At 63.8% G+C, this 24,249-nt stretch carries 23 protein-coding genes; 10 read left to right on the top strand and 13 right to left on the bottom strand.

Going from position 1 to position 24,249, the window contains the following annotated elements:
• Window positions 1-19: 19 nt before the first annotated feature.
• Window positions 20-919, bottom strand: a complete 900-nt coding sequence (locus tag AB1Z25_RS10810; RefSeq protein WP_253315313.1) for a LysR family transcriptional regulator — start codon at window positions 917-919, stop codon at window positions 20-22.
• 445 nt (window positions 920-1,364) lie between these two features.
• Here AB1Z25_RS10810 and AB1Z25_RS10805 point away from each other — a divergent pair, with 445 nt between their 5' ends.
• From AB1Z25_RS10805 to AB1Z25_RS10790, 4 genes are read left to right on the top strand one after another with little or no spacing between them, the layout of a single operon-like run.
• A complete protein-coding gene (locus tag AB1Z25_RS10805; protein WP_486637237.1) occupies window positions 1,365-2,081 on the top strand; it encodes an ABC transporter permease in 717 nt (238 codons plus the stop codon).
• A 51-nt stretch (window positions 2,082-2,132) separates the two neighbouring features.
• On the top strand, window positions 2,133-3,053 hold the full coding sequence (locus AB1Z25_RS10800; RefSeq protein ID WP_227103200.1) for a glycine betaine ABC transporter substrate-binding protein: 921 nt from the start codon (window positions 2,133-2,135) through the stop codon (window positions 3,051-3,053).
• A gap of 10 nt (window positions 3,054-3,063) precedes the next feature.
• Entirely contained in the window at window positions 3,064-3,723 is a 660-nt protein-coding gene (locus tag AB1Z25_RS10795; protein ID WP_107799047.1) for an ABC transporter permease, read from the top strand.
• Window positions 3,723-4,871, top strand: coding sequence for an osmoprotectant ABC transporter ATP-binding protein OsmV (locus AB1Z25_RS10790; protein WP_107799048.1), 1,149 nt, complete (start codon window positions 3,723-3,725; stop codon window positions 4,869-4,871). Before AB1Z25_RS10795 ends, AB1Z25_RS10790 begins: the two co-directional genes overlap by 1 nt.
• An 18-nt stretch (window positions 4,872-4,889) precedes the next feature.
• On the opposite strand, the gene AB1Z25_RS10785 is transcribed toward AB1Z25_RS10790, so the two are convergent.
• Window positions 4,890-5,126, bottom strand: a complete 237-nt coding sequence (locus AB1Z25_RS10785) for a helix-turn-helix domain-containing protein (RefSeq protein ID WP_107799049.1) — start codon at window positions 5,124-5,126, stop codon at window positions 4,890-4,892.
• Between the two features lie 430 nt (window positions 5,127-5,556).
• On the opposite strand from AB1Z25_RS10785, the gene ybiA reads away from it, so the two are divergent.
• Entirely contained in the window at window positions 5,557-6,105 is a 549-nt protein-coding gene (ybiA, locus tag AB1Z25_RS10780; RefSeq protein WP_227108498.1) for a riboflavin biosynthesis intermediates N-glycosidase, read from the top strand.
• 65 nt (window positions 6,106-6,170) lie between these two features.
• On the opposite strand, the gene AB1Z25_RS10775 is transcribed toward ybiA, so the two are convergent.
• A complete protein-coding gene (locus AB1Z25_RS10775; RefSeq protein WP_107799051.1) occupies window positions 6,171-7,178 on the bottom strand; it encodes a class 1 fructose-bisphosphatase in 1,008 nt (335 codons plus the stop codon).
• 202 nt (window positions 7,179-7,380) lie between these two features.
• Here AB1Z25_RS10775 and AB1Z25_RS10770 point away from each other — a divergent pair, with 202 nt between their 5' ends.
• On the top strand, window positions 7,381-8,154 hold the full coding sequence (locus AB1Z25_RS10770; RefSeq protein WP_486637236.1) for a substrate-binding periplasmic protein: 774 nt from the start codon (window positions 7,381-7,383) through the stop codon (window positions 8,152-8,154).
• Between the two features lies 1 nt (window position 8,155).
• Here AB1Z25_RS10770 and gcvA read toward each other — a convergent pair whose 3' ends face one another.
• Entirely contained in the window at window positions 8,156-9,052 is an 897-nt protein-coding gene (gcvA, locus tag AB1Z25_RS10765) for a transcriptional regulator GcvA (RefSeq protein WP_107799053.1), read from the bottom strand.
• A gap of 215 nt (window positions 9,053-9,267) precedes the next feature.
• Between gcvA and acnB the strand changes: the two genes are divergently transcribed.
• Entirely contained in the window at window positions 9,268-11,853 is a 2,586-nt protein-coding gene (gene acnB, locus AB1Z25_RS10760; protein WP_474456764.1) for a bifunctional aconitate hydratase 2/2-methylisocitrate dehydratase, read from the top strand.
• 128 nt (window positions 11,854-11,981) lie between these two features.
• Here acnB and aac(6') read toward each other — a convergent pair whose 3' ends face one another.
• The 6 genes from aac(6') to ggt all read right to left on the bottom strand — a co-directional run bounded on the left by aac(6') (window position 11,982) and on the right by ggt (window position 16,466).
• Window positions 11,982-12,425, bottom strand: coding sequence for an aminoglycoside 6'-N-acetyltransferase (gene aac(6') / locus AB1Z25_RS10755; protein ID WP_486637235.1), 444 nt, complete (start codon window positions 12,423-12,425; stop codon window positions 11,982-11,984).
• 76 nt (window positions 12,426-12,501) lie between these two features.
• Window positions 12,502-12,660, bottom strand: coding sequence for a hypothetical protein (locus AB1Z25_RS10750; RefSeq protein WP_486637234.1), 159 nt, complete (start codon window positions 12,658-12,660; stop codon window positions 12,502-12,504).
• Between the two features lie 130 nt (window positions 12,661-12,790).
• The gene (locus AB1Z25_RS10745; RefSeq protein WP_486637233.1) at window positions 12,791-13,111 is read right to left on the bottom strand and encodes an SMR family transporter; all 321 of its coding nucleotides are present in this window, start codon (window positions 13,109-13,111) and stop codon (window positions 12,791-12,793) included.
• A complete protein-coding gene (locus AB1Z25_RS10740; protein ID WP_486637232.1) occupies window positions 13,108-13,482 on the bottom strand; it encodes a DMT family transporter in 375 nt (124 codons plus the stop codon). The genes AB1Z25_RS10745 and AB1Z25_RS10740 overlap by 4 nt, the downstream gene beginning before the upstream one ends.
• Window positions 13,483-13,756: 274 nt before the next feature.
• Window positions 13,757-14,518: a substrate-binding periplasmic protein gene (locus AB1Z25_RS10735; protein WP_107799060.1), complete on the bottom strand. Its 762-nt coding sequence runs from the start codon at window positions 14,516-14,518 to the stop codon at window positions 13,757-13,759.
• 190 nt (window positions 14,519-14,708) lie between these two features.
• A complete protein-coding gene (gene ggt / locus AB1Z25_RS10730; RefSeq protein ID WP_486637231.1) occupies window positions 14,709-16,466 on the bottom strand; it encodes a gamma-glutamyltransferase in 1,758 nt (585 codons plus the stop codon).
• Between the two features lie 171 nt (window positions 16,467-16,637).
• Between ggt and AB1Z25_RS10725 the strand changes: the two genes are divergently transcribed.
• Complete coding sequence (locus AB1Z25_RS10725; RefSeq protein WP_486637230.1) at window positions 16,638-18,257, top strand: methyl-accepting chemotaxis protein; 1,620 nt, start codon at window positions 16,638-16,640, stop codon at window positions 18,255-18,257.
• A 122-nt stretch (window positions 18,258-18,379) separates the two neighbouring features.
• On the top strand, window positions 18,380-19,999 hold the full coding sequence (locus tag AB1Z25_RS10720; protein ID WP_486637229.1) for a methyl-accepting chemotaxis protein: 1,620 nt from the start codon (window positions 18,380-18,382) through the stop codon (window positions 19,997-19,999).
• Window positions 20,000-20,073: 74 nt separating this feature from the next.
• Here the strand turns inward: AB1Z25_RS10720 and AB1Z25_RS10715 are convergent, their stop codons facing one another.
• The 3 genes from AB1Z25_RS10715 to AB1Z25_RS10705 form a co-directional block, all read right to left on the bottom strand.
• On the bottom strand, window positions 20,074-20,265 hold the full coding sequence (locus AB1Z25_RS10715) for a hypothetical protein (RefSeq protein ID WP_107799064.1): 192 nt from the start codon (window positions 20,263-20,265) through the stop codon (window positions 20,074-20,076).
• A 340-nt stretch (window positions 20,266-20,605) separates the two neighbouring features.
• Window positions 20,606-20,977 carry a hypothetical protein gene (locus AB1Z25_RS10710; protein ID WP_486637228.1) on the bottom strand — a complete coding sequence of 124 codons (372 nt, stop codon included), beginning with the start codon at window positions 20,975-20,977 and terminating at the stop codon, window positions 20,606-20,608.
• A gap of 479 nt (window positions 20,978-21,456) precedes the next feature.
• Window positions 21,457-23,103, bottom strand: a complete 1,647-nt coding sequence (locus AB1Z25_RS10705; RefSeq protein ID WP_486637227.1) for a methyl-accepting chemotaxis protein — start codon at window positions 23,101-23,103, stop codon at window positions 21,457-21,459.
• Window positions 23,104-23,424: 321 nt separating this feature from the next.
• Between AB1Z25_RS10705 and AB1Z25_RS10700 the strand changes: the two genes are divergently transcribed.
• Window positions 23,425-24,174 carry an endonuclease/exonuclease/phosphatase family protein gene (locus AB1Z25_RS10700; RefSeq protein ID WP_486637226.1) on the top strand — a complete coding sequence of 250 codons (750 nt, stop codon included), beginning with the start codon at window positions 23,425-23,427 and terminating at the stop codon, window positions 24,172-24,174.
• Window positions 24,175-24,249 lie beyond the last annotated feature (75 nt).

Genomic DNA, 24,249 nt, shown 5'->3' with positions numbered 1-24,249 from the left:
GATGGCGATGTCGATGGCGTTAGCGCAGCTCGGGATGGCCGCGCAGCCGCTCCGCCATCAGTTCGATGAAGGCGCGGGTCTTGGCCGAGGCCAGCCGGCCTTCCTGATGCAGGATGTGGATGGGCTGGCTGGCGTCGTCGTATTCGGCCAGCAGTGGCAGCAATTGGCCGGCGGCCAATTGCGGCGCCACTTGATAAGACAGCAGACGGGTGACGCCGAGTCCGGCCGCGGCGGCGGCGATGGCCGCCTCGTTGTTGCTGACGGTGAGCCGGGGTTTGAGGCGGACGCTCAGCGGCTTGCCGCCGTCGCTGAAGCGCCATTCGTGGCAGGAACCCACGCCGCGCGAGGCGATCAGCGCGTGGCGCTGCAAATCCGCCGGGGTGAGCGGAACGCCGCGCTCGGCGAGATAGGCCGGCGACGCGCAGACCACCCGCCGCACCTGGCCGACGCGCAGGGCGCGCAGATTGGAGTCCGGCAGTTCGCCGATGCGGATGGCCACGTCCACGCCTTCTTCCAGCAGATTGACCACCCGGTCCAGCAGCAAGGCGTCCACCGTCACCTCGGGATGGCGGCGCAGGTAGTCGTTGATGCCCGGCATCACGTAGCGCAAGCCGAACAAGGCCGGCGCGGTGACGGTCAGCAAACCGCGCGGCGGCGCCTTGCCGCCGGAGGCGGCTTCGTCCGCCTCGTCCGCGGAGGCGATCACCCGGCGCGCGTCCTCCAGATAACGCTGGCCGGCCTCGGTGGCGCGCACATGGCGGGTGCTGCGGTTGAGCAGACGGGCTTGCAGCCGCGTCTCCAGCGCCGCCACCGCGCGCGTCACCGCCGGCGGCGACATGCCCAGCTTGCGCGCCGCGCCGGCAAAGCTTTCCGCTTCCGCCACCGCGATGAATACGGTCATCAAGTGCAATCGATCCATGTTTTTTGCCGTGATTGTTGCAATGGGCGAAACAGAGCATTGTGGGCCGGGGGCGGGAAGGCGGCAAGTGGCCGTTGGGACGGCGCCGCGCGCGTTCCTTATAGGGCGGAGCGGCGGAGCGCGGCCGGCTTATCCATTTGGTTTGACGTGAACGGAAAGAAATAAAGCGTTTTCAAGGCCTTGTCCTTGTCTGTCAAGTGCGGCGAAGTACATTAGAAAATTTGCATGTTCGATACAAACAGTGTTATAACTTATTAGGTTTTTCATCAGGCGCACACCGCGCCACTCAAAATCGACGGTTTCGCGCCGTCGAGCCTCGCCTTAAACGCACCTCATGTCCGGCCCGCGCCGGACGTCTATTTACTGGCAGCTCTCTAGTTGTCGCGATCATTACAGCGGATCGCCGTGGCCTTGCCGGCCATTGCTTTCGCCAAGGAGGACGCAGATGCACAAAAGAGCGTTTAGCAAGCGCAGCATGATCGGGCTGATCCTGGTCGCCGTAGCGGCGGCGGGATTGATTTACGGTGTAAGCCCAGCCGTATGGACCGAGTACCGGGAAGATCTGATCTACCTGGGCCGGCAGCATCTCTATCTGGTGGGCGTCTCCATGGCGCTGGCTCTCGCCGTGGGCCTGCCCAGCGGCGTGCTGCTCAGCCGTCAGCGGCTGCGGGGCAGCGCCGAGCACTGGATGCAGATTTTCAATATCGGCAACACCCTGCCGCCCATGGCGGTGCTGGCGCTGGCGATGGCCTTGGTCGGCATCGGCGACGCGCCGGCCATCGTGGCGCTGTTCCTGGCGTCCTTGCTGCCCATCGTGCGCAATACCTACGCCGGCCTGGCCGGCCTGCAGCCGGCCTTGCTGGAGGCCGCCGACGCGCTGGGCATGACCCCGCGTCAACGGCTGTGGCGGGTGGAGCTGCCCAACGCCTTGCCGGTGATTCTGACCGGCGTGCGGGTGGCGCTGGCGCTGAACGTGGGCACCGCGCCGCTGGCCTTCCTAATCGGCGCCAGCAGCTACGGCGAACTGATCTTCCCCGGCATCTACCTGAACAACCACACCGCGCTGCTGCTGGGCGCCGGCGGCACCGCGCTGATCGCGCTGACGCTGGACCTGACGCTGGCCGGCCTGGGCCGCCTGGCCGCCGCCCGCAGCCTGGCCTGATTCGAACCCCCTTGTCGCCCGTTCCGGCGGGCGCTCGCACGGAGGACCTCTATGACAAAAGCACTTTCCTTTTCGCCCTGGCGTCGGCTGGCGCGCCGCGCGCTGACGCTGGCGGCCTTGCTGACCGCCGCGCCGGCCTTCGCCGCCGGCCTGGTGCTGGGCAGCAAGAATTTCACCGAACAGCATCTGCTGTCCGACATCACCACGCAGTACCTGGGCAGCAAGGGCTACCAGGTCACGCAAAAGCCGGACCTGGCGACGGTGATCCTGCGCAACGCGCTGGAAAACCGCCAGCTGGATCTGGTGTGGGATTACACCGGCACCGGCCTGATCATCCATCACGGCATCCAGAAAAAAATGAGCAACGAGGAGGCTTACGCCACGGTCAAGAAGCTGGACGAGCCCCTGGGGCTGATCTGGCTGAACCCGGCTCCGCTCAACAACACGTATGCGCTGGCGATGAAGCGCGTGCGCGCCGAAGCCGAGGGCGTGCGCACGCTGTCCGATCTGGCGCGGCGGGTCAATGAAAACAACGGTTCGTCCAAACGCTGGCAGCTGGGCTTCGACATGGAGTTCGCCGGGCGTCCGGACGGCCTCAAGCCTATGCAGCAGCTGTACGGCATGGAATTGAGCCGGCCGCAGATCCGCCAGATGGACCCGGGCCTGGTTTACAACGCCATCCGCGACGGCTTCGTCGACGCCGGCCTGGTCTACACCACCGACGGCCGCGTCAAAGGCTTCGACCTGGTGGTGCTGCAGGACGATATGGGCTATTTCCCGGCTTACGCCGCCACGCCGGTGGTGCGCCGCGACACGCTGGAACGCAACCCCGGTCTGGCCGAGGAACTGAACAAGCTGGCCGCGCTGTTGGACAACGACACCATGTCCGAGCTCAACGCCAAAGTGGACATCGAACACCGTCCGGTGAAGGAAGTCGCCAGCGAATTCCTGCGCCAGCGCGGCCTGATCTAAAGGAGGCCGCATGGAAACCCTATTGCAAACCTGCCAGTTCATCTGGCAAGACCTGCCGCAAATCGCCGCCTTGGCGGAACAACATCTGAGGCTGGTGGGCATCGCCGTCGGTTTGGCGGTGGTGCTGGGCGTGCCCCTGGGTGTGCTGATCGTCCGCTTTCAGGCGCTGGCCGGCCTGGTGCTGGGCCTGGCCACCGTGGTGCTGACCATTCCGGCCATCGCCTTGTTCGGCCTGATGGTGCCGCTGTTTTCCATGATCGGGCAGGGCATAGGCGCGGTGCCGGCCATTACCGCCGCCTTCCTGTACTCCCTGCTGCCCATCGTGCGCAACACCCACACCGCGCTGACCCATCTGGAGCCCGGCGTGAGAGAAGCCGGCCGCGGCCTGGGCCTGACCTTCTGGCAGCGCCTGCGCTGGGTGGAACTGCCGCTGGCCACGCCGCTGATCTTCGGCGGCATCCGCACCGCGGTGGTGCTGAACATCGGCGTGATGGCGATTGCCGCCATCGTCGGCGCCGGCGGCCTGGGCACTTTGATATTGCACGGCATCAGCCAGAGCGACATTCGCAAGCTGATTGCCGGCGCGGTGGCGGTGAGCGTGCTCGCCGTCGCGATGGATTGGTTGTTGCTGCGCGCTCAGCGCGCGCTGACCCCGAAAGGAATTCGTTGATGATTGAACTGCAAAATCTCTGCAAGCAATTTACCCAGAAAAACGGCCAGGTCTTCCAGGCGGTGGACAAGGTCAATCTGCATGTGCCGGAAGGCGAAATCTGCGTGCTGCTGGGCCCGTCCGGCTGCGGCAAGACCACCACCATGAAAATGATCAACCGCCTGATCGAGCCCACCTCGGGCAAGGTGCTGATCAACGGCGAGGACACCGCCGGCATAGACAGCGTGACGCTGCGCCGCCAGATCGGCTACGTGATCCAGCAGATCGGCCTGTTCCCCAATATGACCATTGAGGACAACATCACCGTGGTGCCGCGGATGCTGGGCTGGGACAAGAAGCGCTGCCGCGAGCGGGCGCGCGAACTGATGAGCATGGTGGCTCTGGACCCCAACCGCTTCTTGCAACGTTATCCGCGCGAGATGTCCGGCGGCCAGCAGCAGCGCATCGGCGTGATCCGCGCGCTGGCGGCCGACGCGCCGGTCTTGCTGATGGACGAGCCCTTCGGCGCGGTGGACCCGATCAACCGCGAACAGATCCAGAACGAGTTCCTGCAAATGCAGCGCCAACTGGGCAAGACCGTGATGCTGGTCAGCCACGACATCGACGAAGCGATCAAGCTGGGCGACCGCATCGCCGTGTTCCGTCAGGGCCGCATGGTGCAGTGCGCCGGCTCCGACGAGATCCTGGCGCGTCCGGCGGACGATTTCGTCGCCAGCTTCGTCGGCCAGGACCGCACGCTCAAGCGTTTGCTGCTGGTGCAGGCCGGCGAGGTGGCGGATCAGCAGGAAACGCTGACCGCGCGGCTGGATACGCCGCTGGCGGCCGCTTACGGCCTGATGGACGACAACGACCTGATGCACCTGACCGTGGTGGACGCGGACGGACAGCCCTTGGGCTTTGTCCGGCGCCGCGACGCGCGCGGCGCGGACGGCGTGTGCGCGGACAAGATCAAGCCGGTGAGCGTGACCGCGGCGGCGGGCGAAAACCTGCGCGTGGTGCTGTCCCGCCTGTACGAGCACAATCTGACCTGGATGCCGGTGCTGGACGACGACGGCCGCTACAACGGCGAAGTGTCGCAAGACTACATCGCCGGCTATCTGAACTCGGGCCGCACCTCGACGCGCGGCGCGCGTCAGCCGGCGGGCTGAGGCGGGAAGGGCGGAGAGTCAGACCGATGGCTCTCCGTCGGCCGGGTCCGCTTCCGGCGAGTGGCTCAACAAATCTCCTGGCTGGCAGCCCAGCTGCCGGCACAGCGCGTCCAGCGTGTCCAGGCGCAGGCTCTTGACCTTGCCCAGCTTCAACAGCGACAGATTGTGCGGCGTGATGCCGATGGCCCGCGCCAGATCCTTGGATTTGATCTTGCGTTGCGCCAGCATGACGTCCAGCGTGATCACGATAGCCATGCCGGTCTCCCCAGGGTTTTTAATGTCTTTTCCAACAGCGGCTTACAGGCTTATGTGGGGAAACATACTCCGCTACGCCATCCTGTGGCAATGCGGACGGTTGCGTCCGCGCTGAGTAGTTTTACCTATGGGCAAGCGGGGTGGACGGACCTATGTTGGTAGGGCGGTGTTGCGTATCCACTGCGCTCGCGATGCGGGCGGCGGCGGCGAAATCATCGCGACGCGGTAATTAATCATTGTTTTCGTCTGTTTGCATCGAAATCGGCGGACGCACGCGCGGCCCGGCTTCGCGCCGCGCTTGTCGAACCCGGTTCCGGCTCCTTATAGTGATGGCCATGAAGATGTTCAGCGCCGCGGCGACAGCGGACAAAGAGGGGCTCTTGGCATTTTTTGCGGCATATGGCCGCGCAGGAAGTGGAGGACGCGGACCATGGCGATCCGGACAGTAAGCGAGTTGCGCAAGCGGGCTGCGGCCGGCGAAACGCTGGATTTTCTGTTTTTCTGGGGACACAGGCCCAAACACGAGGACGGCGTCTGCAAGAGCTGCCTGAGTCAGTGGTTTCCGGTGGGCTTCGAGCTGGACGGCGTGAGCTACGCCAGCGCCGAGCATTATATGATGGCGGAGAAAGCCCGCTTGTTCGAAGACGCGGAAACCCGGGGCAGGATACTGGCCGCGGCCACGCCGGCGGACGCCAAGGCCTTGGGCCGCCAGGTGCGCGGCTTTGATTCCGCCTTGTGGCAGCAGCGTTGCTGCGAGGTGGTGATGCGGGGCAATCTGGCCAAGTTCGAGCAAAACCCGGCGCTGGGCGATTTCCTGCGCGGCACCGGCGACGCCATCCTGGTGGAGGCCAGCCCGGTGGACTGCATCTGGGGCATAGGCTGGGCCGAGGACGACCCGCAGGCCAGTCTGCCGGACATGTGGGACGGCAGCAATCTGCTGGGCTTCGCCCTGATGGAAGTGCGCGAACGCCTGCGTTGACGCAGGCGGCCGACATTAAAAAAACCCTGCCGGTTTCGGCAGGGTTTTTTGTTGGGCGGAGCCGCTTACTGCTGCTCGGCGTGGTAGGCGGTGACGCGTTCCACTTCTTCCTTGGAGCCGAGGAAAACCGCCACCCGCTCGTGCAGCTTCTGCGGCTGGATGTCCATGATGCGCTGATGGCCGTTGGTGGCGGCGCCGCCGGCCTGTTCCACCACGAAGGCCATCGGATTGCCTTCATACATCAGCCGCAGCTTGCCGGCCTGGTCCGGGGTGCGCGCGTCGCGCGGATACATGAAGATGCCGCCGCGGGTCAGGATGCGATGCACCTCGGCCACCATGGACGCCACCCAGCGCATATTGAAATCGCGGCCGCGCGGACCGGTGCTGCCGGCCAGCAGTTCGTCGACATAGCGTTTCACCGGCTCGTCCCAGTGGCGCATATTGGACATATTGATGGCGAACTCGCCGGTGCTTTCCGGCACTTTCATGTCCGGGTGGGTCAGCACGAAAGAGCCTTGTTCGCGGTCCAGCGTGAAGCCGTGGACGCCGCTGCCGAAGGTCAGCACCAGCAGGGTTTGCGGGCCGTACACGGTGTAGCCGGCGGCCACTTGCTCGGTGCCCGGCTGCAAGAAGGCGCCCTCGGTGGCGTGGTCAATTCCCTGCGGGCAGCGCAGGATGGAGAAAATGGTGCCCACCGAGATGTTGACGTCGATATTGGATGAGCCGTCCAGCGGATCGAACATCAACAGGTACTCGCCCTTCGGGTATTCGCCGGGGATGTGGTAAGGCAGTTCCATTTCCTCGGAGGCCATCGCCGCCAGGCTGCCGCCCCATTCATTGGCGTCCAGCAGGTAATCGTTGGCGATCACGTCCAGCTTCTTCTGCGCCTCGCCCTGGATATTGCCGGTGCCGGCTTCGCCCAGCACGTCGGCCAGCGCCCCCTTGTTCACCGAATAGCTGATGGCCTTGCAGGCGCGGCCTACGGTTTCGATCAGCAGGCGCAACTCAGGCGGCAGCGTGCCGGCCTTGCGTTGCTGTTCGATCAAAAAGCGGGAGAGGGTGATGCGGCTCATGGCAATCCTTAGCTTTGGGTGGGTGCGCGAAACAAATGCTCGATATGCCGGCACGGGCCGGCTTGACCGCCACATTATAACGGATAAGCGAGTTGCGGTCGTCATGCCCCCCCGGGCGCGCGGGGGCGGGCGGAAATCGCAGGCAGGCGGCGCGTGAAACGGCTATGAATAAAATCGGGTTCACGCGGTACGGGGAAAGACCATGGCTAAGGGTTTATTGACGCTGCTATTGCTGCTGGCGGCCTGGCAGGCGCGGGCCATCACCATCTACACCGAAGACTGGCCGCCCATCACATTCCAGCACAACGGCGTGCCGGACGGCATGGCGGTGGAAGTGGTGCGCGAGATCCAGTCGCGCATGCACGACAACAGCGCCATCGACGTGGTGCCCTGGGCGCGCGGCTATAAGGAGCTGCTGACCACGCCGGGCGTGATGCTGTTCACCGTGGGGCGCAACGACACCCGGGAAAAACAGATGACGCTGCTGGGCCCCATCGCCATCTCGCAGACCGTGCTGCTGGCGCGCAAGGGCGAGGCGGCCGGCCTGCTGGCGCTGGGCAACGGCATTTATCACCGGCCGGTGGGCGCTTACCGCGGCAGCATCTTCGCCGACGCGGCGATCGCGGCTGGCTTCATCGAGGTGGATCTGGCGCCCACTCCGCAGATCACCGCGCAGAAGCTGCTGGTCGGCCGCTACGATATGTGGTCGGAAGGCGGCTTTGTCGTGGCCTCGGTGCTGAAAGACATCCATCAGCCGCCGGACGCGGTGGAAGTGGTGCGGGTGCTGGAAACGCTGGAACTCTACCTGGCGTTTTCGCGCGGCACCTCGGCGGCGGAAGTGAAGCGCTGGCAGACCGCCTTCGCCGCCGTCAAGAAAGACGGCAGCTTCAAGCGCATCTACAGCAAATGGCTGCCGCGCGACGCGGCGCCGATGGAGCTCAAGCTGATTGGCCTGCCCCCCGGTTCCGCGCGTTGACTCAGGCGGCCGCGTCCGGGCGGACGGCCTCGCCCTCCAGCCAGCGGCAGAAGGCCGCGACGGCGGCGTCCTCCGCCGCCGCGCGCGGGGCCACCCAGCAGTAGTCGCGCACCGTGGCCACCGGCGCCGGCAACGGCGACAGCAGCACGCCGGCGTCTATCTGCGCCTGCGCCATCGGCATCGGCCCCAGCACCACGCCCAGGCCGTCCATCGCAGCCTGCAAGGCCAGCGAGAAGCTGTCGAAATGCATGGCGCTGGCCGGCTTCAGCTCCGGCACCCCGGCCAGAGTCAGCCAGCGCTGCCAGGCGGTGGGGCGGGTGTCCGCGTAGAGCAGGGTATGCCGCGCCAGATCCGCCGGGCTGGCGATGGGCGCGGCGGCCAGCAGCGCCGGACCGCACAGCGGCAGCTCCCATTCCTTCAGAAAAGGCTTGGCGATGTGGCCGGGCCAATCGCCGGGGCCGCGGCGGATGGCGATGTCGAACGGACTGTCCAGCCGGCTGATGTCGCGGTCCGAGGTGGCCAGATGCAGCTCCAGCTCCGGAAACTGCTCGCGAAAACGGCTCAGCCGCGGCAGCAGCCAGTGCATGGCGAAGGTGGGCGTGGAATTGATGCTGATCCGGCGGCGGCGGTCCGCCTGCAGCAGCTGAGAGGTGGCGTTGGCGATCAGATCCAGGCCGTCCTGCACCTGCACCAGATAGCGCCAGCCGGGGTCGGTCAGCTTGACTCTGCCGCCGCTGCGCTCGAACAGCGGCACGCCCAGCCAATCCTCCAGCTGCTTGATCTGCTTGCTCACAGCCCCGTGGGTGACGAAGAGTTCGCCGGCGGCGGCGGAAAAGCTCTCCAGCCGGGCCGCTGCCTCAAAAATACGCAGGGTGTTGAGAGGGGGGTAAGTGCTCATGCTGTGATTTTAACTCACAATCTATGTTGCGATAACTCGTTTGAAAGCGGACGGCTAACAGCGTAATCTTCAGGCATGAAATCAAGGCCGCCGCCCGGCGTTGCGGCGCGGTCTTGATGGCCGCAGCCATAGCCTTACCTCATTGTCCCGCAGCGTCGGAGTCCCGGCCTTGCCGGGGACGCTGCCAACAACCCAAGCCATAAAGGTCAAAAGTCATGCTGGAAGCTTACCGTCAACACGTGGCCGAGCGCGCCGCGCTGGGCATCCCGCCGCTGCCGCTGTCCGCCAAGCAGGTGGAAGCGCTGGTGGAACTGCTGAAAAACCCGCCCAAGGGCGAGGAAAGCACCCTGGTCGAACTGATCACCCATCGCGTGCCGCCGGGCGTGGACGACGCCGCCAAGGTCAAGGCTTCCTTCCTGGCCGCCGTGGCCGAGGGCGACGCCCAATCCCCGCTGATCTCCCGCGAGCTGGCCACTCAGCTGCTGGGCACCATGCTGGGCGGCTACAACATCAAGCCGCTGATCGACCTGCTGGACGACGCCGCCGTGGCGCAGATCGCCGCCGACGGCCTGAAGAAAACCCTGCTGATGTTCGACGCCTTCCACGACGTGAAGGAGAAAATGGACAAGGGCAACGCCCACGCCAAGCAGGTGGTGGAATCCTGGGCCAACGCGGAATGGTTCACCAGCCGTCCGGCGGTGGCCGATAAAATCACCGTCACCGTGTTCAAGGTCACCGGCGAAACCAATACCGACGACCTGTCCCCGGCGCCGGACGCCTGGAGCCGCCCGGACATCCCGCTGCATTACCTCGCCATGCTGAAAAACGCCCGTCCCGGCATCACCCCGGAAGAAGACGGCAAGCGCGGCCCGATGCAGTTCATCGAAGACCTGAAGCAAAAAGGCCATCTGGTCGCCTACGTCGGCGATGTCGTCGGCACCGGCTCCAGCCGCAAATCCGCCACCAACAGCGTGATCTGGGGCACCGGCGAAGACATTCCTTACGTGCCCAACAAGCGCTTCGGCGGCGTGTGCCTGGGCGGCAAGATCGCCCCCATCTTCTTCAACACCCAGGAAGACTCCGGCGCGCTGCCGATCGAAGTGGACGTGTCCAAGATGGACATGGGCGATGTGATCGACATCTACCCGTATGAAGGCAAGATCGAGAAGGCCGGCCAGAAGATCGCCGACTTCGCGCTCAAGTCCGAAGTGATCCTGGACGAAGTGCGCGCCGGCGGCCGCATCAACCTGATCATCGGCCGCGGTTTGACCGGCAAGGCGCGCGAAGCGCTGGGCCTGCCGGCGTCCACGGAGTTCCGCCTGCCCAAATCCCCGGTGGATTCCGGCAAGGGCTTCAGCCTGGCGCAAAAAATGGTCGGCCGCGCCTGTGGCCTGCCGGAAGGCCAGGGCGTGCGCCCGGGCACCTACTGCGAACCGAAGATGACCACCGTCGGCTCCCAGGACACCACCGGCCCGATGACCCGCGACGAACTGAAAGACCTGGCTTGCCTGGGCTTCTCCGCCGATCTGGTGATGCAGTCCTTCTGCCACACCGCCGCTTATCCCAAGCCGGTGGACGTGAAGATGCACAAGGAACTGCCGGCCTTCATCTCCACCCGCGGCGGCGTGTCGCTGCGCCCGGGCGACGGCGTGATCCACAGCTGGCTGAACCGCTTGCTGCTGCCGGACACCGTGGGCACCGGCGGCGACAGCCACACCCGTTTCCCGATCGGCATCTCCTTCCCGGCCGGCTCCGGCCTGGTGGCCTTCGCCGCCGCTACCGGCGTGATGCCGCTGGACATGCCTGAATCGGTGCTGGTGCGCTTCAAGGGCAAGATGCAGCCGGGCGTGACCCTGCGCGATCTGGTCAACGCCATTCCGCTGTACGCGATCAAGCAAGGCCTGCTGACCGTGGCCAAGGCCGGCAAGAAAAACGCCTTCTCCGGCCGCATCCTGGAAATCGAAGGCTTGCCGGATCTGAAGGTGGAGCAAGCGTTTGAGCTGTCCGACGCCTCCGCCGAGCGTTCCGCCGCCGGTTGCACCGTGCATCTGGACAAAGCGCCGATCATCGAATACATGACCTCCAACATCACCCTGATGAAGACCATGATCGCCAACGGCTATCAGGACGCGCGCACGCTGGAGCGCCGCATCAAGGCGATGGAGGCCTGGATCGCCAATCCGCAGCTGCTGAAGGGCGACGCCGACGCGGAATACGCGGCGGTGATCGAGATCGATCTGGCCGACATCCACGAGCCCATCGTGGCCTGCCCGAACGACCCGGACGACGTGAAAACCCTGTCCGACGTGGCCGGCGCCAAGATCGACGAAGTGTTCATCGGTTCTTGCATGACCAATATCGGCCACTTCCGCGCCGCTTCCAAGCTGCTGGAAGGCAAGCGCGACATCCCGGTGAAACTGTGGGTGGCGCCGCCGACCAAGATGGATGCCGAACAGCTGACCGCGGAAGGCCATTACGGCACCTTCGGCACCGCCGGCGCGCGGATGGAAATGCCGGGCTGCTCGCTGTGCATGGGCAACCAGGCGCAGGTGAAGGAGGGCGCCACCGTGATGTCCACCTCCACCCGCAACTTCCCCAACCGTCTGGGCAAGAACTCCAACGTCTACCTGGGTTCCGCCGAACTGGCCGCGATCTGCTCCCGTCTGGGCCGCATCCCGACCAAGGAGGAATACATGACCGACATCGGCGTGCTCAATCAGAAGGCCGGCGAAGTGTACCGCTACATGAACTTCAACGAGATCGCCGATTACCAGGAACTGGCCGACACCGTGAAGGTGTAAGCCAAGCCATGGTTTGACGGCCTGAGCTTTGCTTGAGAAATCCGGGGCGTCTCGATGGATGCCCCCGGAGATACCCCCAAGAAAATACCCCGCGCGAGCGGGGTATTTTTATTGGGCGCGAGCGGGATTCAGCGCAGCGGCATCCGATAGAACACCACTCTTTCCGTCTCCTCGAAGCCCAGCCGGGCGTGCATGCTTTGGGAGGCGAGATTGTCCAGCGGCGCGTCGGACGCTAGTTCGGCGCAGCCGCGCTCCAGGCCCCAGGCCCGTACCGCCGCCACCAGTTGGCGGGCGACGCCGGCTTGCCGGTGCGCGGGCGCGACGAAGATGCCTTCCAGAAAAGCCGCCGGGCTGCCGTCGCAGCCGTTGACGTAGTCTTGGCGGACCGCGGCGTCGGCAAAGCCGAGCGCCTGGCCGTCGTCGTCCAGGGCCAGGAAGGACGTCAGGTGGCGGGAGGCCAGGATGTGCTCGCCGTCCGCGCGGTGCGCGGCGTCGTCGTGATGCGGCCATAATTGTCGGCGCAGGGCTTGCCAGGCCGGCAGCGTCGCGAGTTCCAGTGTTCGGATGTGCATATCGTCCTCAGGGCGCGCGGCGGGGAAAAACAAGGGGCCGGCATGGCCGGCCCGGTGTGTGGTCGAAGGCGGCGCGTCAATCGACTTCGCCGCACAGCTCGCAAGGTAGATCCGTTTCGCCGTGGATGGCCAGGATGCCGACATCGCTGGCGCAGTGCTCGCAGAGGGTGAGCAAGGCTTGGGTGTTTTCCAAGGACTCTTGGCTCATGCCGCTCAAGACTTGATACTGTTGCATGTCTCAGCCTTTCATTGCTTGGATGGAGCCCGTACCCTAAACCGTTATGGCGCGGGTCGCCATACTCAGATAGGACAGGTCGGGCTGGGCGGCGCGTCATAAAAGCGTCACTGAACGCCGCCGTTGCTTATCAGGCGGTGGTCAGCACCACCACCGAGGAAATCACCACCGCCATGCCCACCCAGCCCAGCGGCTTGAGCCGCTGGCCAAAGAAAATGCGCGCGCCGATGGCGGTGCCGATGATGCCCAGCGCGCCCCACAGCGCGTAGGCCACGGCCAGATCGATGCCGCGCACCGCCTGGCCCAGCAGGGTGAAAGCCACCCAGACCATGGCGATGGCGCCGAAGCCCCAGGCCTTGTTGCGGAAGCCGTTGGATTTTTCCAGCATCAGGTTGGCGGCCACCTCGATCAGGGCCGAGGACACCACGAATACATAAAATACGGTTTTCATGCGGTTTGCTCCTGGGTGTGTTCATCGGCTTCGCCGGCCACCACGCAGGCGATGCCCACCACGGACAAGGCCAGTCCGATGATTTCCTGCGTCAGCAGCGTTTCGCCGAACAAATAGACGCCGATCAGCGCCAGGCCGGCGAGACCCAGGGCTTCCCAGGCGGCGTAGGCGACGCCCACGGAAATGGTGCGGATGGCGAGGGACAGGAAGTAATAGGACAGCGCCAGCGCCGCCGCCATCACGCCGTAGCCCCAGTAGCTCTCGGTGCGGGCGGCGTAGGCCATGAAGGACGTGCCCAGGATTTCGGTGGCGATGGCCACCATGAGAAAAGCCCAGCCCAGCCAGGCTGGGGAAGACGATTGAGTTTGCATGCTACGCTCCTGTGATTGGAAATCCGGAAGCCACATGCGCTAGAGGCGCAACAACGCTCCGCTAAAAGCGCGGATGACGCCGTCAGCAAAGACAGTCGGTCGCTTAGGCTGCCCCGTGAAACCGTTTGGGACAGAAGGGTTGTTTATCGCATTGAAGCGCAAGATAAGCGCCTAACAAAGGCGAGGCGCTTATGGTGGCTGTTTGATATTTTGAACAAATATAACACAACGCTAATAGTTGTTCAATTTAATTGATAGCAAAAACTTTCAAATGCTATTTGCACGCGGCCATCCTGACGTTGTAGCGGCGCGCCAGGCGCGGCAGCGTGCCGTCGTGGCACAGCGCGTTCAAGGCCTGGTTGAAGTCCGCCACCATGCCGGGTTTCACTGATTTCAAAGGGAATCCGTATAGATAGGTCAGCGGCTGTATGGTGGCCAGCGGGCGCAGGCCGCTCAGCGCTTCGCGCCGGATGATGTAGCGAGTGACGTCTTCGTTGGCGAAAACCACCGCGTCTGCGCCGTAACGCATCGCGGCCAATTTTTTTAACACCGTTTCCTGATTGTTTTCCACGGAGATGTTCATATTGGGCAAGCCGGCGATCAGCTTGTCCAGGGCGTTTTGAGAGATGGACGGGCCGTAGACTGCGATGCGGTGGTTGAGCAGGTCCTGGGGGCGCTGGTAGCGGAAGGTGGAGCTGGCGGTGGCGAACAGGCCGTAACTGCTGTTGTACACCGGGGCGCTCAAGGCCAGCGACATCCTGCGCTCGGGGGTGTCCTGCACCGGGAAGATGCCGTCCACCTTGCCTTCATCGGCCAGCAGCAGGGCGCGGCGCCAGACCATGGCCTGGATTTCGCAGTTCCAGTTCAGCCGCTGGCAGACGGCCACCAGCGTATCCACCATCAGGCCTTGGGGCTGGGGTTTGTCGGTCACCTCGATGAAGGGCGGAAAATCCTGGGTGACGAAGTGCAGGGTGGCCGCGTTGACGGGGAGCGACAGCGACAAGACCAGCGCGGCGCTGCTCGACAATTTCAGCATGTGCGGGCTTCTCCCCAGTGACGGCGCGGGGCCGGCGGCGCTCAGGCGAAAGCCGGTCTTAACGCCGTATCGCCGCAGCGCGGCAGACTTTGAACAGTTTCCTTATTACATTATGGTTGAGTTTTGACGCGGGTTTCTCGCTTTATCGGCCGGCCGGGCGCGTCCTTGAACGGCGCCCGGCCGGCGCGTCTTAATAGCCCATCGTGGCGCCGTCAGGGTTGCGCGGGTCGGAATAGCCGTACAAGCCGCCGTCGCGCAGCTGTATGGTCTGGGTCCGGCCCATGCTGGGCTTGAGCGCGATCTTGTAGCCTTGTTCGCGCAGCAGGCGCAGCGTATCCGGGCTCAGGCCCTTTTCCACCCGCAATTCGTCCGGCAGCCATTGATGGTGCACCCGCGGCGTGGACGCGGCTTCCGCCGGGTTCATGCCGAAATCGACGGCGTTGACGATGGTCTGCAAAGTGGTGGTGATGATGCGCGCGCCGCCCGGGCTGCCGGTGACCAGCCAGGGCTTGCCGTTTTTCAGCACCAGCGTCGGCGACATCGAGGACAGCGGCCGCTTGCCGGCCGCCACCGCGTTGGCGTCGCCGCCGATCAGGCCGAAGGCGTTGGGCACGCCGGGCTTGACGGAAAAGTCGTCCATCTCGTTGTTGAGCAGAATGCCGGTGCCGCCGGCGATGATGCCGCTGCCGAAATTCAGGTTCAGGGTGTAAGTCACCGCCACCGCGTTGCCTTGCTTGTCCACGATGGAGTAATGGGTGGTCTGGTCGCTCTCATAGGGCTGCGGCTTGCCGGGCTTGATCTCGGCGGCGGGGCGGGCCTTGACCGGGTCTATCGTCGTGGCCAGCTGGTCGGCGTAGCGCTTGGAGGTCAGGCCGGCCTGCGGCACTTTGACGAAGGCCGGGTCGCCCAGGTATTCCGAGCGGTCGGCGTAGGCCAGCTTCATCGCCTCGGCCAGATAGTGGATGGTCTGCGCGCTGTTGGGGCCGTAGTCGGCCAGCGGATAGCGTTCCAGCAGGTTCAGGATCTGGACGATGTGGATGCCGCCGGAGCTGGGCGGCGGCATGGACACCACCTGGTAGCCGCGATACGTGCCGCTGACCGGCGCGCGTTCCTCCACCTTGTAGCCGGCCAGATCGGCCTTATTGATCAGGCCGCCGTGGCGCGCCATTTCCGCCACGATCTTGTCGGCGATGTCGCCCTGATAGAAGGCTTTGGGTCCTTGTCGCGCGATTAGGCGCAGCGATTTGCCCAGATCGCGCTGCACCAGCTTCTCGCCGGCGCGCAGCGGGCGGCCGTCGCGGAAGAACACCGCCCGGCTGCTGTCCCAGCGGCCCAGATTGTCTTTTTCCACTTCCAGCATTTCCGCCAGCGTCTGAGACACCGGGAAACCTTGCTCCGCCAGCTTCACCGCCGGCGCAATCACCTTGGCCAGCGGCAGGCTGCCCCAGCGCTGCTGAGCGTGGGCCAGGCCGGCCACGGTGCCGGGCACGCCCACCGCCAGATGGGTGTAAAGCGAGCGGCCGTCCACGACCTTGCCCTGCGCGTCCAGATACATGTCGCGGCTGGCCTTGGCCGGCGCGATCTCGCGGAAATCCAGCGCGATATTGCGGCCGCTCTTGGCGTCGTGCAGCACCATGAAGCCGCCGCCGCCCAGGTTGCCGGCGTTGGGCAGCGTCACCGCCAGCGCAAAGCCCACCGCCACCGCGGCGTCCACCGCGTTGCCGCCCTGGCGCAGAATGTCCAGGCCCACCTGGGTGGCCAGGCCCTGTTCGGTGGCCACCATGCCGTTGCGGGCGTAGACCGGATGGAAAACATCGTAGTCGTAATCGTATTTGACCTGCGGCGGCGCCGGCGGGCTCAGCGCCAGGGCCGGGGCGTTGAAGCCCAGGCTCAGGGCCAGCGCCAGCGCGCTCAGCAGCAGTCTTGGGCGGGGACGGAATGGCGTCATGGTGATTCTCCTTTGTTGTTGGCGTTTTATGACTGTTGTGATTGCGAGAACATTCTACGGTGCCGCCGCCTGTCGTAAAAGCCTGATTTTCCATGCCAAATGATTTGAAAATTCCAAGCAGACACGCCTATAAAGAATCGAGTTTCATAAGTCATCACCTAGGGGGCTACCATGAGCATATCCCAACGTCTGCTGCTGACCCTGGCGGTCGCCTTGCTCGGCTTGTTCATTGTGGGCAGCTTCGGGCTGCTCCAGCTGCACCGGGCCAATGAGCGCTTCGACTATCTGCAGGCCAACACCTTTCCCAGCATCCACACCCTGGATCAGGCCTTGCAGGCGCAAACCGATATGCGGGTGCTGACCTACCGCCACGGCATCAGCGAAGATCCCAAGGTCAAGGCCGATATCGAAGCCAATATCGCGCAGCTGGACAAGCAGATGGACACGGCGCTGGATTATTACCAGAAAGATCTGGTCTCCGACGACGAGGACAGGCGGATGATAGAAAAAGACCGCGCGGACATCCGGATCTACCGCCAGCAGCGAGACTCCGTGTTCAAGATCTCCCGCGAGCAGCCGCCGGAAACCACGCGGCGGGAGCTGGTGGGCGGTCCGCTGTTGGCCACGGCCAAGACCGTGGTCAAGGACATCAAGGAGCACATTGAATTCAACTACGGCCTGGCCAAGAAGTTGGCGGGTGAGAACGCCACGGCGTATCAGGAGGCTTTCGTGTCCTCTCTGGTGGTGATTGTGGGCGCCCTGATTCTGAGCGGGGCGCTGGGCTTCGCGCTGTTCCGCAGCATACGCAGCAGCCTGAACCAGATTGGCGAAACCCTGGATCAGGTCAGCGCCAGCAAGGATTTCCGCCTGCGCGCCAAGGTCTTGCGCAAGGACGAGATCGGCCGCACCGCCGCCGCCTTCAACCATTTGCTGGACGATCTGCAGCATAGCTTCCGCGGCATACGCGACAATATCTCGGAAATCGACAAAGCCACCTCCGGCCTGGCGGCCAATACCAATCAGATTGCGCGCAGCTCGGAAGTGCAGAGCGAATCCGCCGGGGCGATGGCGGCGGCGGTGGAGCAGATGACGGTGAGCATCAACCATGTGGCGGACAACGCGGTGGAGGCGCGCACCCAGGCGCAGCAGGCGGGCAGCATGGCCACCGAGGGCGGCCAGGTGATCTCCGCCACCGTGCTGGGCATTTCCGAGGTGGCGGGCGCGATCAGCGACGCCTCGCATCGCATTGGGCAATTGAAGGAAGACAGCGCCACCATCGCCTCGGTGATGGGGGTGATCAAGGACATTGCGGACCAGACCAACCTCTTGGCGCTGAACGCGGCCATCGAGGCGGCGCGGGCCGGCGAAACCGGCCGCGGCTTCGCCGTGGTGGCGGACGAGGTGCGCAAGCTGGCCGAGCGCACCGCCAGCTCCACCACGGAAATCGGCTCCATCATCAACAAGATGCAAAGCAGCACGCTGGAAGCGGTGCAAAGCATGGAAAAAGTGGTGGAACAGGTGCATCAGGAAACCGACAACGCCCGCGAAGCCAGCAGCGTGATAGAGAAGATTCAGGACAGCAGCGGCCAGGCGATGGAACTGGTCAAGGATATTTCCGGCAGCATCAATGAGCAGAGCACCGCCAGCAACACCATTGCCCAGAAAGTGGAGCAGATTGCGCAGATGGCGGAAGAAAACGCGTCCGCCTCCAGCGCCTCGGCGGACGCGGCGGAGCAATTGCAGCAGCAGGCCAAGAATATTCTGAACACCGTGACCCAGTATCAAGTGTAGGGCCGCGTCGCCGCTAAATTCATGTTCTTAATAGATATTCTCACTTAGTACTTTCTCCTGTTTTCTGACTGCGCCTATAACAAAGCTACATGTGGTATCGGGCGAAGACACGGAGAATAAGGATGAATATCTCACAGCGGCTCTTGCTGACCTTGATGGTGGCCATGCTGGCCTTGATCGGCGTCGGCAGTTACGGCCTGTGGCAGTTGCACAGCGGCAATGAACGTTTCAACTATTTGAAGAACAACACCTTTCCCAGCATACAGGCGCTGGACCAGGGCCTGCTGGCCTTGACCAAGATGCGGGTGGCGGCTTACCGCCACGGCATCGCCGCGGACGCCAAGAGCAAGGCGGACGCCGAGGCGCAGATCGCCGAAGGCGACAAGACCCTGGATCAGGTGTTGACCGCTTACGAGAAAGACCTGCTGTCCAACGACGCGGACCGCAAGCTGCTGCAACAGGACCGGGCGGACCTGCAAGCCTACCGCAATAATCGCGAGAGCTTTTTGAAGGCTTCGCGCGAACACCCGGGGCCGGCGACGCAGGCCATGCTGGTGGCCGGGCCGATACCGGACTCCGCCAAGGCCCTGGCCAAAGACCTCAACGACCACATCGACTTCAATTACTCCATGGCGGACCGCCTGTCCAAGGACAACGCCGCCGCTTACAGCATGGCCTTCGGCAGCTCGGTGGCGGTAATCGCCGCCTGTCTGCTGCTGAGCGGCGGCCTGGGCTGGCTGTTGTTCAGTCATATCCGGACCAGCTTGCACCAGATCCGCTCCACGCTGTTCAAGGTGAATCAGGACAAAGACTTCACCTTGCGCGCGCCGGTGGGACGCATGGACGAAGTGGGCGAAACCGCCTCCGCCTTCAACCAGCTGCTGGAGAATCTGCAGCGCAGCTTCCGGGATATCCGCGACAGCATCGGCGCCATAGACGGCGCGATGTCCGGCCTGGCCAACAATACCCATGAGATTGCCCGCAGTTCGGAAATGCAAAGCGAATCCGCGGCGGCGATGGCGGCGGCGGTGGAGCAGATGACGGTGAGCATCAACCATGTCGCCTCCAGCGCGGTGGAAGCGCGCGGGCAGGCGCAGCAGGCCGGCGAGAGGGCGACCGAGGGCGGTCAGGTGATTTCCGCCACCGTGCGCGGCATCACCGAGGTGGCCGGCGCGATTACCGACGCCGCGCAACGCATTGGGCAGTTGAAGGAAGACAGCGCCACCATCGCCTCGGTGATGGGGGTCATCAAGGACATTGCGGATCAGACCAATCTCTTGGCGCTCAACGCCGCGATCGAGGCCGCGCGGGCCGGGGAGATGGGCCGCGGCTTCGCCGTGGTGGCGGACGAGGTGCGCAAGCTGGCCGAGCGCACCGCCAGCTCCACCACCGAGATCGCCAACATCATCAACAAGATGCAAAGCAGCACGCTGGAAGCGGTGCAGAGCATGGAGAAAGTGGTGGATCAGGTGCACCAGGAGACCGCCAACACCCGCGCCGCCAACGACGCCATCGACGGTATACGGGACAGCAGCGGCAAGGCGATGGAATTGGTGCGCGACATCTCCAACAGCATTTCCGAGCAGAGCGTGGCCAGCAACACCATTGCCCAGCGCGTGGAGCAGATTGCGCAGATGGCCGAGGAAAATTCGTCGGCGTCCAGCGGATCGGCGGACGCGGCGGGGCAGTTGAGCAAGCAGGCGCGGGTGATCTTGCAGACGGTGTCGGCCTACCAGGTGTAAAGCCCGGCGCCGGAATGCCAAAAGGCGGCGCGGCATGCTTGCCGTTCGCCGCCTTTTGGCGTGCGGGAGCCGGCTTATTCAGCCTGCTTGTCGGCCTTGTCCCGCTTGGCGCGTTTAAGCTCCTTCTTCTTGGCCGGTTTGTCGGTCATCGGGTGCTTCAGCACCTTGGCGGCCAGCTTCCTGGCCGATTTGGTGGCCTTCTTCTGTCCGCGCACCTTGTCCGCCAGCGCCGCCAGTTTCTTGGCGGCGCGCTTGTTCTTGGCCATCTGACTCTCCTTTACGGATTGATGAATCGAAGCCCCATGGTAAGGCGTTGGGGGGAATAAGCACCGGGTCTTTAGGCCATTGACGGATGGGGGAAGGCGTGAAAGCCGCAGGGGGAGGGGGCGGGAATGACAAGCATTTCGGCTGGGCGAGTCACCCGCCTGTGGTTTTTATCCGGCACCAAGAGGGAGGGTGAATGGATCAAACAGGTGACTCGCGCAGCCGCCTTGCTAACGCTTTCCAGCAAGGATTGCAGGCTTTTTACCATAGATTGCCGGCGCCAGCCATTGTCACATTCCCCATTGCCGCCCGGACGAGGGCCGTCCGGGCTGGTTTTGCGGCTCAGGGAAGCGCGGCTTGCGCCTCCGCGTCCGACTCATGCATGCGGATGCTGACGGCGATCAACACTTCCAGATGGTCGAAGAAACCGGCCCAAGCGCCGCGCTGCGGGCTGAAGTCGAACAAATTCATATCATGGGCGATGCGGGAGAGCAGGCCGTGGCCGGCGTGTTCCGGGTGCTGGCGGAACAGCTCAACCAGCGCGCGGCCGTGACGCTCGCCTAGCGCATAGGCCTCCGGAAAATCCCGGCACAGAGGCAGACGCCAGTAATGCGGCTGGCTGCGCTCGGGCGAGGGGCCGACAAAGGGCAGCTTGGCTTCGCGGGCTTCCAGCAGGCGGTAGAAGGCGCGCAGTTCTTCCTTGGTTTTACTCATGGCGGGCCTCCTGGTTGAAGCAGGCAAGCGCCGATGCGGGGAAAGACGGGGACGCGGGGCGGGATAAGCGCCTAATGGATTTCGACATTGCTACCTCCTCAAGCGGATGCCGGCCTGGCCGCGGGGCGCGGCTAGGCGGGCGCATGACAAGGTTGGACTACCGGGAGACTATCCAAGACCGGCGCACCGCGAGGTGCCCTCGCCATGGCCCGCCCGAATAGGCAAAGCAATAGCGAGACAGAGCGCGGGGAGGCCGCGGTCTGCCGGATAGTCTTAACGTCGGGAGTCCAAGCCCGAGCGCCGCAATTGCAGCGGCGCGGGGCTATTGTTGGCGAGGCGGGCCTTTGCTGTCAATGAAGGGACGGCATCCGTGAAAAAACCGCCCCGCGGATCAGGCCGGCGGGGCGGGGGATTTGAAGCCGTTTGATTGTAGAAGTGGTTGCCGTATCGCCGACGCGCAGCGGATCGTAAACCGGTTCTTAAAGTTTGAAGGCCAGCGTGGTCTGCTGCAGCCGCTCCGCCACCACCGCCAGTTCGCGGGTGGCTTGCGAGAACACGTCCACGGCCACGCCGTTTTCCTTGGACATCTGGGCGATGGCCTCCACGCGGCCGGCCAGATCGGTGCTGGCCTGACGCTGCTCCTGCATCGCCAGCGCGATGTCGCTGATGGCGCCCACCACGCCTTCCGCGCTTTCTTCCACTGAACTGATGGTGGTGGACACATGTTCCGACGATTCCACCACCTGGCTGACGATGTGGCGGCTGCTGCGCATGCTGTCCACCGCCTCCTTGGCCCCGGCCTGGATCTTGGCGATCATCTGGGTGATTTCGGTGGCGGAGCCGGTGGTGCGCTCGGCCAGCTTGCGCACTTCGTCGGCCACCACGGCGAAGCCGCGGCCTTGTTCGCCGGCGCGCGCGGCCTCGATGGCGGCGTTGAGCGCCAAGAGATTGGTCTGATCCGCCACTTCCTTGATCACGGTGGCGATGCTGCTGATCATCTGCGCCTGTTCGGACAGCGATTCCAGGTTGTTGGCGGAGGCGGCCACGCTGTCGTTGACCTTGCGCACTTGCTGGGTGGAGTCCTGCACTTCCTTATTGCCTATCTTGGCCTGACTGCCGGCTTCGCTGGCTTGGGAGTCCGCCAGCGAGGCGTTGTTGGAGCATTGGTCGATGCTGACGGTCAGCTCTTCGATCGAGGCGGCGGCGCTGGAGGTGGCGTTGACCTGCTGGCCGATGCTGGCGCTGACTTGCTCGGTGGAGGCGGCCAGCTCCTCGGCGGTGGCGGCCACGCTGGACGCGGAGTTGATGATGTCGCCCACGGTGACGCGCAGTTTTTTCTGGGTGTCGGACAACGATTGCATCATCTGGGCCACTTCGTCCCGGCCTTGCACCTCAATGGTGCCGGTCAGGTCGCCGCTCCCCAGCTGGAACAGCGCTTCCATGCCTTTTTTCAGGCTGCCGATGATGCCGTTCTGTATTGTCATGCCCAACAAAAACAGTACGATCAAGGCAATGACCAGCACGGTAACGATGGTGTTGCGCGCTTGCTGGTACTTGTCGGCGGCGTTTTTCAAAGCTTGATCGGACACTTTGACATTGATATCGACGATCTGGCTCATGATGTCGTCGACAACCTGGAACTTGGGTCGGCATTCCTTGGCCATCAGTTCCAGCGCTTTCTTGTTGTTGGCGCCGTCACCGGTATCGCTGTAGCTGAGGTCGCGCACTTTCTTGCAGACTTCCTCCATTACCGGCCAGGCGGCGTCAAAGCGTTTGAGCGCGTCCACTTCCGGGGGGGTGAGTTCGGTCTTGCGATAGAGATCCAGCAGCCGGTTCATTTCCGTCACGTATTTGGCGCGATTGATGGTGACCTGGTCCATCTGCTTTTTCTCGCTTTCGGCGATGAAGCGGTAGTCGGACCGGCTGGCGTAGATGGCGTACTGGTTGGCGCTGGCCACCCAATTGACAGACATCAGCAGGTTGTCATGCATGTCAATGGTGAGATTATTCATCTCCGCGGTACTTTTGACGCCAACCATGCCGATGATCACGCTGGCCAGCACGCCTAGCAGAATCAGCCCAAAGATCTTGACCTTGATGCTGAACTGCGCAAGAAAGTTTCCCATCGCTCGCTCCCTAACTTCCGCCGATAATCATGTATTGTTTTCTAGCTACTGTTATAAGTGTGTAGTGCAGCTGTATTCATCTTGCAATGCTTGATGTAGGAAATTTTGCAGACGGGCAGTCCGTTTTAGGTGAATGATTTTCAGTTCCCTGTTTGCCTGGGGGTGGAGATTGAATTTGCGCGGCCAGCGCTTATCTTTGAAACTGAGGCGGCGGACAATGGGCGCGGGAACGGGGCCGGCGGCCGGCGGTCTGACTTAGCTTGTTCACGGGGCAGTTAGAAGCGGCGGAGGGTATGTCCGCCCGATAAAGAAGCGTATTGCATGAAAGCCATTACCGTAGCCACTTACAACATCCACAAGGGCATGTCGCCGCTGAACCGCCATGTGCGGTTGGGCGATATGGCCTCCGCGCTGGAATCCATAGACGCCGACGTGTTGTTCTTGCAGGAGGTGCAGGGCAAGAACATAGAACGCGCCTTGCAGCACGCCAGCTGGCCCAAGCTGCCGCAGCATCATTTCCTGGCGCGCCGGCTGGATCACAAAGCGGCTTACGGTCTGAACGCGGCCTATGAGCACGGCCATCACGGCAACGCCTTGCTGACGCGCTTTCCCATCAATACCTGGTGCAACCGCGACATCTCGGTCAACCGCTTCGAAAACCGCGGCCTGCTGCACTGTCAGCTGACGCCGGCGGGCTGGAAGCGGCCGGTGGTGACCTTGTGCGGCCATTTCAATCTGTTGGCGCGGGACCGGCGCAAGCAGTATCTGGACCTGGCGCGCTATGTGCGCGAGAACGTGCCGCCGGACGCGCCGCTGATTCTGGCCGGCGATTTCAACGACTGGCGGGAAGAGGCGACGGATCACCTGATGGACAGCCTGGGCATGGTGGAGGTGTTTGATCAGTTGTTCGGCCGCCATGCGCGCAGCTTTCCGGCGCGCATGCCCATGCTGCCGCTGGACCGGATCTATGTGCGCGGGCTGAAGCCCTTGGGGGCGGAGGTGCTGAAGGGCGCGCCGTGGTCGCGCTTGTCCGATCATTTGCCGCTGTCCGCCAGTTTGGCGCCGATTTGAGGGGTAGACTTTGAACTGGTTCTGAGAGTCCAATGAAGGAAAACAGGGCTCCGCATTGCGGAGCCCTGTCGCTTT

Source organism: Chromobacterium sp. HL1 (genome assembly GCF_057418835.1).
Note: the sequence above shows the minus strand (reverse complement) of the source record. Positions and strands in the feature narration are given on the sequence as shown.

Coding starts and splice junctions, on each gene's coding strand:
- AB1Z25_RS10810 (WP_253315313.1), bottom strand. CDS start 919: ATGGATCGATTGCACTTGATGACCGTATTCATCGCGGTGGCGGAAGCG.
- AB1Z25_RS10805 (WP_486637237.1), top strand. CDS start 1,365: ATGCACAAAAGAGCGTTTAGCAAGCGCAGCATGATCGGGCTGATCCTG.
- AB1Z25_RS10800 (WP_227103200.1), top strand. CDS start 2,133: ATGACAAAAGCACTTTCCTTTTCGCCCTGGCGTCGGCTGGCGCGCCGC.
- AB1Z25_RS10795 (WP_107799047.1), top strand. CDS start 3,064: ATGGAAACCCTATTGCAAACCTGCCAGTTCATCTGGCAAGACCTGCCG.
- AB1Z25_RS10790 (WP_107799048.1), top strand. CDS start 3,723: ATGATTGAACTGCAAAATCTCTGCAAGCAATTTACCCAGAAAAACGGC.
- AB1Z25_RS10785 (WP_107799049.1), bottom strand. CDS start 5,126: ATGGCTATCGTGATCACGCTGGACGTCATGCTGGCGCAACGCAAGATC.
- ybiA (WP_227108498.1), top strand. CDS start 5,557: ATGGCGATCCGGACAGTAAGCGAGTTGCGCAAGCGGGCTGCGGCCGGC.
- AB1Z25_RS10775 (WP_107799051.1), bottom strand. CDS start 7,178: ATGAGCCGCATCACCCTCTCCCGCTTTTTGATCGAACAGCAACGCAAG.
- AB1Z25_RS10770 (WP_486637236.1), top strand. CDS start 7,381: ATGGCTAAGGGTTTATTGACGCTGCTATTGCTGCTGGCGGCCTGGCAG.
- gcvA (WP_107799053.1), bottom strand. CDS start 9,052: ATGAGCACTTACCCCCCTCTCAACACCCTGCGTATTTTTGAGGCAGCG.
- acnB (WP_474456764.1), top strand. CDS start 9,268: ATGCTGGAAGCTTACCGTCAACACGTGGCCGAGCGCGCCGCGCTGGGC.
- AB1Z25_RS10750 (WP_486637234.1), bottom strand. CDS start 12,660: ATGCAACAGTATCAAGTCTTGAGCGGCATGAGCCAAGAGTCCTTGGAA.
- AB1Z25_RS10745 (WP_486637233.1), bottom strand. CDS start 13,111: ATGAAAACCGTATTTTATGTATTCGTGGTGTCCTCGGCCCTGATCGAG.
- AB1Z25_RS10740 (WP_486637232.1), bottom strand. CDS start 13,482: ATGCAAACTCAATCGTCTTCCCCAGCCTGGCTGGGCTGGGCTTTTCTC.
- AB1Z25_RS10735 (WP_107799060.1), bottom strand. CDS start 14,518: ATGCTGAAATTGTCGAGCAGCGCCGCGCTGGTCTTGTCGCTGTCGCTC.
- ggt (WP_486637231.1), bottom strand. CDS start 16,466: ATGACGCCATTCCGTCCCCGCCCAAGACTGCTGCTGAGCGCGCTGGCG.
- AB1Z25_RS10725 (WP_486637230.1), top strand. CDS start 16,638: ATGAGCATATCCCAACGTCTGCTGCTGACCCTGGCGGTCGCCTTGCTC.
- AB1Z25_RS10720 (WP_486637229.1), top strand. CDS start 18,380: ATGAATATCTCACAGCGGCTCTTGCTGACCTTGATGGTGGCCATGCTG.
- AB1Z25_RS10715 (WP_107799064.1), bottom strand. CDS start 20,265: ATGGCCAAGAACAAGCGCGCCGCCAAGAAACTGGCGGCGCTGGCGGAC.
- AB1Z25_RS10710 (WP_486637228.1), bottom strand. CDS start 20,977: ATGAGTAAAACCAAGGAAGAACTGCGCGCCTTCTACCGCCTGCTGGAA.
- AB1Z25_RS10705 (WP_486637227.1), bottom strand. CDS start 23,103: ATGGGAAACTTTCTTGCGCAGTTCAGCATCAAGGTCAAGATCTTTGGG.
- AB1Z25_RS10700 (WP_486637226.1), top strand. CDS start 23,425: ATGAAAGCCATTACCGTAGCCACTTACAACATCCACAAGGGCATGTCG.